At 65.9% G+C, this 8,771-nt stretch carries 6 protein-coding genes; 4 read left to right on the top strand and 2 right to left on the bottom strand.

All coding sequences use genetic code 11. The features are described 5' to 3' along the window. The first annotated feature begins 14 nt into the window (after window positions 1–14). Window positions 15–1,547 carry a two-component system sensor histidine kinase CreC gene (gene creC, locus EBQ26_RS08530; protein ID WP_122238587.1) on the top strand — a complete coding sequence of 511 codons (1,533 nt, stop codon included), beginning with the start codon at window positions 15–17 and terminating at the stop codon, window positions 1,545–1,547. 190 nt (window positions 1,548–1,737) lie between these two features. Here creC and EBQ26_RS08535 read toward each other — a convergent pair whose 3' ends face one another. Together EBQ26_RS08535 and argH are read right to left on the bottom strand one after the other, a co-directional pair. Then, the gene (locus EBQ26_RS08535) at window positions 1,738–3,606 is read right to left on the bottom strand and encodes a phosphoenolpyruvate carboxykinase (GTP) (protein WP_122238588.1); all 1,869 of its coding nucleotides are present in this window, start codon (window positions 3,604–3,606) and stop codon (window positions 1,738–1,740) included. Between the two features lie 61 nt (window positions 3,607–3,667). Then, complete coding sequence (argH, locus tag EBQ26_RS08540) at window positions 3,668–5,152, bottom strand: argininosuccinate lyase (RefSeq protein ID WP_122238589.1); 1,485 nt, start codon at window positions 5,150–5,152, stop codon at window positions 3,668–3,670. Window positions 5,153–5,356: 204 nt separating this feature from the next. On the opposite strand from argH, the gene EBQ26_RS08545 reads away from it, so the two are divergent. The 3 genes from EBQ26_RS08545 to EBQ26_RS08555 all read left to right on the top strand — a co-directional run bounded on the left by EBQ26_RS08545 (window position 5,357) and on the right by EBQ26_RS08555 (window position 8,432). Beyond that, window positions 5,357–6,436, top strand: a complete 1,080-nt coding sequence (locus EBQ26_RS08545) for a sensor histidine kinase (protein WP_122238608.1) — start codon at window positions 5,357–5,359, stop codon at window positions 6,434–6,436. Window positions 6,437–6,464: 28 nt separating this feature from the next. Then, on the top strand, window positions 6,465–7,283 hold the full coding sequence (locus EBQ26_RS08550; RefSeq protein ID WP_122238590.1) for a LytR/AlgR family response regulator transcription factor: 819 nt from the start codon (window positions 6,465–6,467) through the stop codon (window positions 7,281–7,283). A gap of 258 nt (window positions 7,284–7,541) precedes the next feature. Further along, window positions 7,542–8,432, top strand: a complete 891-nt coding sequence (locus tag EBQ26_RS08555) for a M23 family metallopeptidase (RefSeq protein WP_238944252.1) — start codon at window positions 7,542–7,544, stop codon at window positions 8,430–8,432. Window positions 8,433–8,771 lie beyond the last annotated feature (339 nt).

Here is an 8,771-nt window from a genome sequence, read left to right on the forward strand (position 1 = left end):
AGCAAAACCAGCGCATGTCTTTCGCCATCCGCCTGTTTCTGGGCTACTTCCTCATCGTCGGCCTGGCCGCCTGGTTCATCCTGGGCTACTTCAGCCGCGAGGTCGAGCCCGGCGTGCGTCAGGGCACGGAAGACACCCTGGTGGACGCCGCCCACCTGCTGGCCGAATCGATCGCCCCGCACATGGCGCAAGGCCGTCTGGACGAAAGCGGCCTGCTGCGCGCCGCCCGCGTCGTGCAGCAGCGCCAGCCCCAGGCCAACATCCACGGCAACCTCAAGCAAAGCATTGAGTTGCGCCTGTACGTCACCGATGCGCGCGGCATCGTGCTGTTCGACTCGCTTGGGCGCGATGCGGGGCGCGATTACAGCCGCTGGCGCGACGTCTATCTCGCCCTGCGCGGCCAGTACGGCGCGCGCAGCACGCGCGATGTGGCCGAGGATGAAAACTCCTCCGTCATGTACGTCGCCGCCCCCGTGGTGCATGAGGGGCGCGTGCTCGGCGTGCTCGCGCTGGGCAAGCCCTCGCACACCGTGGCGCAATACGCCAACAATGCCCGCCAGCGCGTGCGCCAGCTTGGCGCCATCTTGCTGCTGGCCTCGGCGGCCATTGGCGTGCTGTTCACCGCCTGGTTGACCCACTCCATCACCGCCTTGCGCGAATACGCGCGCAAGGTGGCTGAAGGCCAAAGCGCCAAGCTGCCCACGGGTGGGGGCAGCCAGCTCACCGAGCTGGCGCGTGCGCTGGAGCATATGCGCCACAAGCTCGACGGCAAGCAATACGTCGAGCACTACGTGCAAAGCCTCACGCACGAGATGAAAAGCCCGCTGACAGCCATCCGCGCCGCCGCCGAGCTGTTGCCCGATGCCCCCGCGCAAGAGCGCGCCCAGTTTGCCCAAACCATCCTGGAGCAAGCCCAGCGCCTGCAATTGGTGATCGACCGCCTGCTGGAGCTGGCGCGCGTGGAGCAGTTGCACGCCCCTGCGCGGGCGCAAACCGTGCCCACGCGCCAATGGGTGCAGCAGGTGCTGGCCTCGCGCCGCACGCGCTTGCAGGCCAAGGGCATGGTGGTGCAGGTGCAGGAAAGCCCGGCTTTTGCCGCCCTCGCCGATGCCAAAGGCAGCGCATCAGCCCATGCCCCTGCGGAGCCTGCCGTGCAAGGCGACCAGTTTTTGCTGCAACAGGCGCTGGGCAATGTGCTGGACAACGCGTTGGACTTCGCCCCGGCGGGCAGCGCCATCACCCTCACACTGGCGCTGGCCGCGCCCGCAGCGGGGCAGCCGCCCCTGCAAACCATCACCGTGCGCGACCGCGGCAGCGGTCTGCCGCCCTATGCGCAGGCGCATGTGTTCCAGCGCTTTTATTCGCTGCCCCGCCCCGACACGGGCCGCAAAAGCACCGGGCTGGGCCTGGCCTTTGTGCGCGAAGTCATGCGCATCCACCAAGGCCGCATCGAGATCGCCAACGCCAGCGATGGCCCCGGCGCGGTGGTGTGCCTCAGCCTGCCGCTGGCGAGGGTGACGGCCGCGCATACGGCGGGTTCGCCGTGATTGCAAATCATCGGAAAATTGAATTATTGAATATATTGCCGAAACATGTGTATTTTTTGCCTGATGAATTGTAAAAAAAGGGGGCTTGCGCCCCCTTTGGTGTGGTCTTTTGGGTAGTGCCCTTTGGTTGTGTTCTTTTGGCTGTCGGGCGGCGCCCCCGCCAGACCGTGGCGGGGCGCAGGCCAGGCGATCAGCCCAGCAGCGCTGCCAAGCGCTTTTCCATCGCTGCGCGCGTGGCTTTGAGGGCCTCGGGCAAGCCCTGCTCCAGTTGCTTGAACAGCTCGTCGTGCAGCGCGAACTCGGCCTGCCAGGCGTCGGCGTCAATGCCGGTGACGGTGGCGAACTGCCCGGCGTCAAAATCCAGCCCCGTCCAGTTGATTTCGCCGTATTGCGGGCTGATGCCGAAGTGGTTTTCCTGGCCCTGGGCCTGGCCTTCGATGCGGTCGATCATCCACTTGAGCACGCGCATGTTCTCGCCATAGCCGGGCCAGACGAATTGGCCATCGGCATTCTTGCGGAACCAGTTGACGCAGAAGATGGGCGGCAGCGCAAAGCCCTTGGCCTGCACGCCCGCGCCCGTATCCAGCCAGTGCTGGAAGTAGCCGCTCATGTTGTAGCCGCAAAACGGCAGCATGGCGAAGGGGTCGCGGCGCACCACGCCTTGCGCGCCAAAGGCGGCGGCGGTGGTTTCGCTGCCCATGGTGGCGGCCATGTATACGCCTTCGGCCCAGTCGCGCGCCTGGGTGACCAGCGGCACGGTGGTGGAGCGGCGCCCGCCAAAGAGGAAGGCGTCGATCTTCACGCCCGCGGGGTCGTCCCAGGCCTCGTCCAGCGCGGGGTTGTTGGTGGCGGCCACGGTGAAGCGCGCGTTGGGGTGGGCGGCTTTGCGCCCGGCCTTGCCGTCCTCAGGCGTCCAGTCGTTACCTTGCCAGTCGATCAGGTGCGCGGGGATGTGGCCGCCCTGGTCTTTTTCCATGCCTTCCCACCACACGTCGCCATCGTCGGTCAGCGCCACGTTGGTGAAGATGACGTTTTTGTCCAGGCTTTTCATGCAGTTGGGGTTGGTGAGCATGTTGGTGCCCGGCGCCACGCCGAAGTAGCCCGCCTCGGGGTTGATGGCGCGCAGGCTGCCGTCGGCCTGGGGCTTGATCCAGGCGATGTCATCCCCGATGGTGGTGACTTTCCAGCCCTCGAAGCCCTTGGGCGGCACGAGCATGGAGAAGTTGGTTTTGCCGCAGGCACTGGGGAAGGCGGCGGCCACGTGGTACTTCTTGCCCTCGGGGTTTTGCACGCCGAGGATGAGCATGTGCTCGGCCAGCCAGCCCTGGTCCTTGCCCATCTTGGAGGCGATGCGCAGCGCAAAGCACTTCTTGCCCAGCAGGGCGTTGCCGCCGTAGCCCGAGCCGTAGCTCCAGATCTCGCGCGTCTCGGGGTAGTGGACGATGTATTTCACATCGGGGTTGCAGGGCCAGGCGGTCTGATCTTTTTCGCCTGCGGCCAGCGGCGCGCCCACGGTGTGCATGCAGGGCACGAATTCACCGCTCTCGCCCAGCACGTCCAGCGCGCCCTGGCCCATGCGGGTCATCAGCTTCATGTTCACGGCCACGTAGGCACTGTCGGTCAATTGCACGCCGATGTGGGCGATGGGGCTGCCCAGCGGCCCCATGGAGAAGGGCACGACGTACATGGTGCGTCCGGCCATGCAGCCGTCAAATAGCGGCGCCAGCGTGGCGCGCATCTCGGCCGGGGCCATCCAGTTGTTGGTGGGGCCGGCGTCCTCCTCGCGCTCGGAGCAGATGAAGGTGCGGTCTTCCACGCGGGCCACGTCCGAAGGGTCGGTGCGCGCCAGGAAGGAGTTGGCGCGCTTGGCGGGGTTGAGGCGGATGAAGGTGCCAGCTTCGACCAGCTCATCGCACAGGCGCTGGTATTCGGCATCGCTGCCATCGCACCAGTGGATGCGCGCGGGTTTGCACAGCGCGGCCATTTCGGCCACCCAGGCCAGCAGCTTGGCGTGTTTGACGGTGGTGGGAGCCTGGATATCGACAGGGGCGGGGTTCATGGGAGTCTCCTTTTGACAATGACGAATGGGGCAGGGGGCACAGTCGGCGTGGGGGCGTCAGTCAGCCCAGGCGCGCCTGGTGGGCGGCGATTTGCTGGCGGATTTGCGCCGGTGCGGTGCCGCCGAGCGTGCGGCGCGCGGCCAGTGCGCCTTCGAGGCTGAGGGCATCGAACACATCGGCCTCGATGGCGGGGTTGAAGGCTTGCAGCTCGGCCAGGGGCAGCTCGCTCAAATCCACACCGCGTTCGCTGGCGATGCGCACGGCGTGGGCGACGGCCTCGTGCGCGTCGCGGAAGGGCAGCCCTTTCTTGACGAGGTAATCGGCCAGGTCGGTGGCGGTGGCATAGCCTTTGCTGGCGGCGGCGCGCATGGCAGCGGCGTTGACAGTGATGCCGCCTTCCTTGGCGCCGGTGGCGGGGTTGGTTTGGCCGCCAATCATTTCGGCAAAGATGCGCAGCGTGTCGCGCAGCGTGTCCACGGTGTCGAACAGCGGCTCTTTGTCCTCCTGGTTGTCCTTGTTGTAGGCCAGCGGCTGGCCTTTCATCAGCGTGATCAGGCCCATCAGGTGGCCGACGACGCGGCCGGTCTTGCCGCGCGCCAGTTCGGGCACGTCGGGGTTTTTCTTCTGCGGCATGATGGAGCTGCCGGTGGTGAAGCGATCGGCAATGCGGATGAAGGCGAAGTTCTGGCTCATCCAGACGATGAGTTCTTCCGACAGGCGGCTGATGTGCACCATGATGAGCGCGGCGGCGGCGGTGAATTCGATGGCGAAATCGCGGTCGCTGACGGCATCCAGGCTGTTTTGGCAGATTTGCGGGTTGCCCGCTTCATCGACCATGCCCAGCGCGCGCGCCACCATGGCGCGGTCCAGCGGGTAGCTGGTGCCCGCCAGCGCGGCCGCGCCCAGCGGCAAGGTGTTGGTGCGGCGGCGCACTTCGCCCAGGCGCTGGGCATCGCGGTGGAACATTTCCACATAGGCCAGCAGGTGGTGGGCAAAGCTCACCGGCTGGGCCACTTGCAGGTGGGTAAAGCCCGGCAGGATCACGTCCACATGGCGCTCGGCCACGGCCACCAGGGCGCGCTGCACGTCGGCCAGCAGCGCCAGCAGGCCGTCGATTTCCTCGCGCAGCCACAGACGCACGTCGGTGGCGACCTGGTCGTTGCGGCTGCGGCCGGTGTGCAGGCGCTTGCCTGCGTCGCCTACCAGGGCGGTCAGGCGCGCTTCGATGTTCAGGTGCACGTCCTCCAGATCCAACTGCCACTGGAACTGGCCGGATTCGATCTCCTGGGCGATTTGGTCCATGCCGCGCTGGATGGCCGCTTCGTCCTCGGCGCTGAGCAGGCCCACGGCGTGCAGCATTTGCGCGTGGGCGCGGCTGCCGGCGATGTCGGCCTTCCACAGGCGTTGGTCAAAAAAAACGCTGGCGGTGTAACGCTTGACCAGCTCGCTCATCGGCTCGGTGAACAGGGCCGACCAGCCTTGGTCTTTGGTGGCGAGCTGATTGACAGAGGGGTGGGGGGCTTGGGAAGACGGGGTGTGGGACATGGAACTCAGGATAATGGCGGCTTTTCTTGCGCCGCCTTGCGCAGCGGTGCACTTGGCGCATCTGGCGCGCTAGGGGTGCCATGCACGCATTGAGCGGCCAATTGGGCCAATTGGGCGCTGCGGTTGGCGCAAACGCTCGGCGCGCCCCAAGGGCAGGGCGGGGCGCATCACCGCAAGGCGCGCCTTGCAAAAACCATAACGAGCATGAACGGGAGAAAGCCAAGCATTTTATCTGCCCCGCATCCGCCCTCGCGGCTGCTGTTCGACGCCTGCCATTTGGGCGTGGTGCTGCGCGCGCTGGCGTTGGTGGAAGCGCCGCTGGCGCTGGCGGTGCTGTTTGGCGCCCCGGGGCTGGAGGAGGGGCTGGGCCGCTTTGCCGTGCTCACCAGTGCGGCCATGCCGCCCACGCTGCTGTGGCTGCTGGCAAGCTGCGCACTCAAGCACTGGCTGGATCGCCAGACCGCTACCGTGCAATGGGGCTTTGCCGTGCTGTGGGGCTGGGCCTGCGCCTTGTTGGGGCTGGCTTTGTACGGTTGGTTGGGCGTGGAAGGCCCGTCTCTGCCCGCGAGCGTATGGCTGGCTGGCAGTTTGAGCGGCATTGGGTTGGCGCTGCTGCTGACCTCGCTGTTTGTGCTGCGTCAGCGCGCCAGCCAGCCCGCAGCCACCGTGGCGCGCCTGGCGGAATTGCAATCGCGCATCCGCCCGCATTTTTTGTTCAACACGCTCAACAGCGCCATCGCCCTGGTGCGTGACAACCCGCCGCTGGCCGAGCGCATGCTGGAAGACTTGAGCGACTTGTTTCGCCACGCGCTCAAGGATGCGGCCAGCATCTCCAATCTGGCAAAAGAAATCGAAATCGCCCGCCAATACCTGCGCATTGAAAGCATCCGTTTTGACGAGCGCTTGCGCGTGACGTGGACGGTGGATGAGGACGCCTTGCAAGCCAGCGTGCCGCCGCTGCTGCTGCAACCGCTGGTGGAAAACGCCATCAAGCACGGCATCGAGCCCAGCAGTGAAGGCGGCGAAATCCATGTGCTGGTGCGCCGCAAAGGTGCGCGCGTGCTGGTGCGCATCAGCAACACCGTGCCCTCGTCACGCGCGCTGGGCGAGGCAGCGGCCAAAGCGGGCAACGGCATCGCGCTGAACAACGTGCGTGCGCGGCTGCGGCTGATGCACGACGTCAACGCGGAATTTCGCACCGCCGTGCGCGCCGGGCGTTATGAAGTGGCCTTCAGCCTGCCCGCCCAACCCTTGCTCGGGCGCGATGCCGCTTTGGCGGCGTAGCGCTCCCTCTTCTGTGCTCCACAGCCCCATGAATGTCCTGATCGTTGACGATGAAGCCCTGGCCCGCAAACGCCTGCGCACCTTGCTGGAGGCGCTGCCGGACTTCCCGTGTCGGGTGATGGAGGCGGCCGCCGTCAGCCAGGCGCAGGAAATCCTCGCGCGCACGCAGGACAACGCCGCCATCGACGTTATCTTGCTGGACATCCAAATGCCCGGCATGGACGGCGTGCAATTCGCCCAAACCCTGCGCACGCAGCCACGCCCGCCCGCCATCGTTTTCGTCACCGCCCACGCCGAATACGCCGTGCGCGCCTTCGAGCTGGAGGCGGCCGACTACCTCACCAAACCCGTGCGCAGCGAGCGCCTGCACCAGGCGCTCAAACGCGCCTGCCTGTGGCTGGGCGGCCAGGCCGCGCTGGCGCGCACCGATGGCGCAGCCCCCATTGTGGCCCCTGTTGCTCCCCCCGCCACAGCGCTGGCCAACGTGGCGGTGCCCGAGGCCGATGCGCCCTTTCTGGTGGTGCACAGCCACCAGCGCACCGAGCGCGTGCTGGTGGAGCGCATCCTCTTTTGCCGCGCCGAGATGAAATACATCACCTTGGTGACAGCCCAAGGCAGCGTTTTGTGGGATGGCTCGCTCAACGATCTGGAAAAGCGCTTTCCCGCCCAATTCCTGCGCGTGCACCGCAACGCCCTGGTCGCGCGCAAAGCCCTGCGCGGCCTGGTCAAAGCCCATCACCCGCAAGAAGGCGAGCACTGGCGGCTGCAACTGCACGGCACCCAGGAAACCCTGCACGTCTCGCGCCGCATGCTCCCCGCCGTGCGGGCGGCACTGCAAGGGCGCTGACCGATGGCGTGCGCTGGGCGTGTGGTGAAAGGCTGTGGTGCGTGTTTCCTTGATTCTTGTTTCGTTACAAATCAAAGAATAATTCACTCATTACCTATCACGCCTAAACAAGGTAATATTTTTGCTTATTGATTGATAGAAAATCTGTTTTTTCCTCGTCAGGACGTTATGACCACTGTTTTGCCCCTCCCGCACCGCCCCTCTCAGTCCCAAAGTCGCGGGCTTTGGCGCCTATCCGGCGCTGAGCCACGCCGCAACGTGAGAGCCATCGCCAACAAACTCCTCGCACTGGGCCTGGGCGGATGGCTGCTGGCCTGCTGGCCCATGCACGCAGTGCAGGCCGCAGGCCAGGCCCCTCAAAGCCGCCCTGCCAGCTCTGGCAGCTCGGCCAACGCGGCGGCGCATATCCGCTTTCCCGCCAGCGTGCAGCAAGGCTCCATGGTGCTGGGCCGCGTGCCCCCCGGCAGCCACGTGCGCTACCGCGAGCGCGTGCTGCGCACCACCGATTACGGCACCGTCGTCTTTGGCGTCGGGCGCAACGAACCCGGCCCCGCCATCGTCCACATCCGCACGCCCGATGGGCGCGAACACACCGCCCAAGTGCGCGTCACCCCACGCGACTGGCCCACCGAATACGTCAAAGGCGTGCCGCCCAAAACCGCCAGCCCCAAAGGCGCGCTGGCCGAGCGCATTCAGCGCGAGCAAGCCCAAGTCACTGCCGCGCGAGAGCGCGACGACGACCGCGCCGACTTCGCCCAGAAATTCATCTGGCCCGTCAAAGGCCGCATCAGCGGCCGCTTTGGCAACGCCCGCGTCTATAACGGCATCCCCAGCGGCAGCGGCCACTCGGGCATGGACATCGCCGCCCCCACAGGCACCCCCGTCAAAGCCCCCGCTGGCGGCATCGTCACCTTCGCGGGCGACTTGTTCCTCACCGGCGGCACGCTGCTGATCGACCACGGCTTTGGCATCAGCTCCAACTTCTTGCACCTCTCGCGCATCGACGTGCAAGTCGGCCAGCGCGTCGAGCAAGGCCAAACCATCGCCGCCGTCGGCGCCACCGGCCGCGCTACCGGCCCGCATTTGCATTGGGGCATGAACTGGTTTGATGTGCGCCTGGACCCACTGCTGGTGCTGGAGCGGCCTTGAAGCCGCGCGCCACCGGCTCCACCAAAGCCGCAGCCTTGCCCGCCATGCAGCGAACGTGAACAGGATTTCAAGCAGGCAGCGCGCTGCCTGCATTGGGTTTGCATCGATTTTTGCAGATCAATAGAATAAAAAATAAACCCGCTATGGCAATTTATCAGGGGATTGAATTTTCCTGATGATTTGCAATAAAAAACAGCGCCTGCAGGCGCTGTTTTTTTTATATCGCATGCCCCAGCGCTGTTGGCGCTGAGGCCAAGCCGAGCATCAACGCTGGCGTTTGCGCTGGCGGCGCAAGCCCGCAGCGCCCAGCAAGGCCGCCAAGGCGCCCAGGCCCAGCCC

This window comes from Allofranklinella schreckenbergeri, assembly GCF_003703475.1.
Lineage (GTDB): Bacteria > Pseudomonadota > Gammaproteobacteria > Burkholderiales > Burkholderiaceae_C > Lampropedia > Lampropedia schreckenbergeri.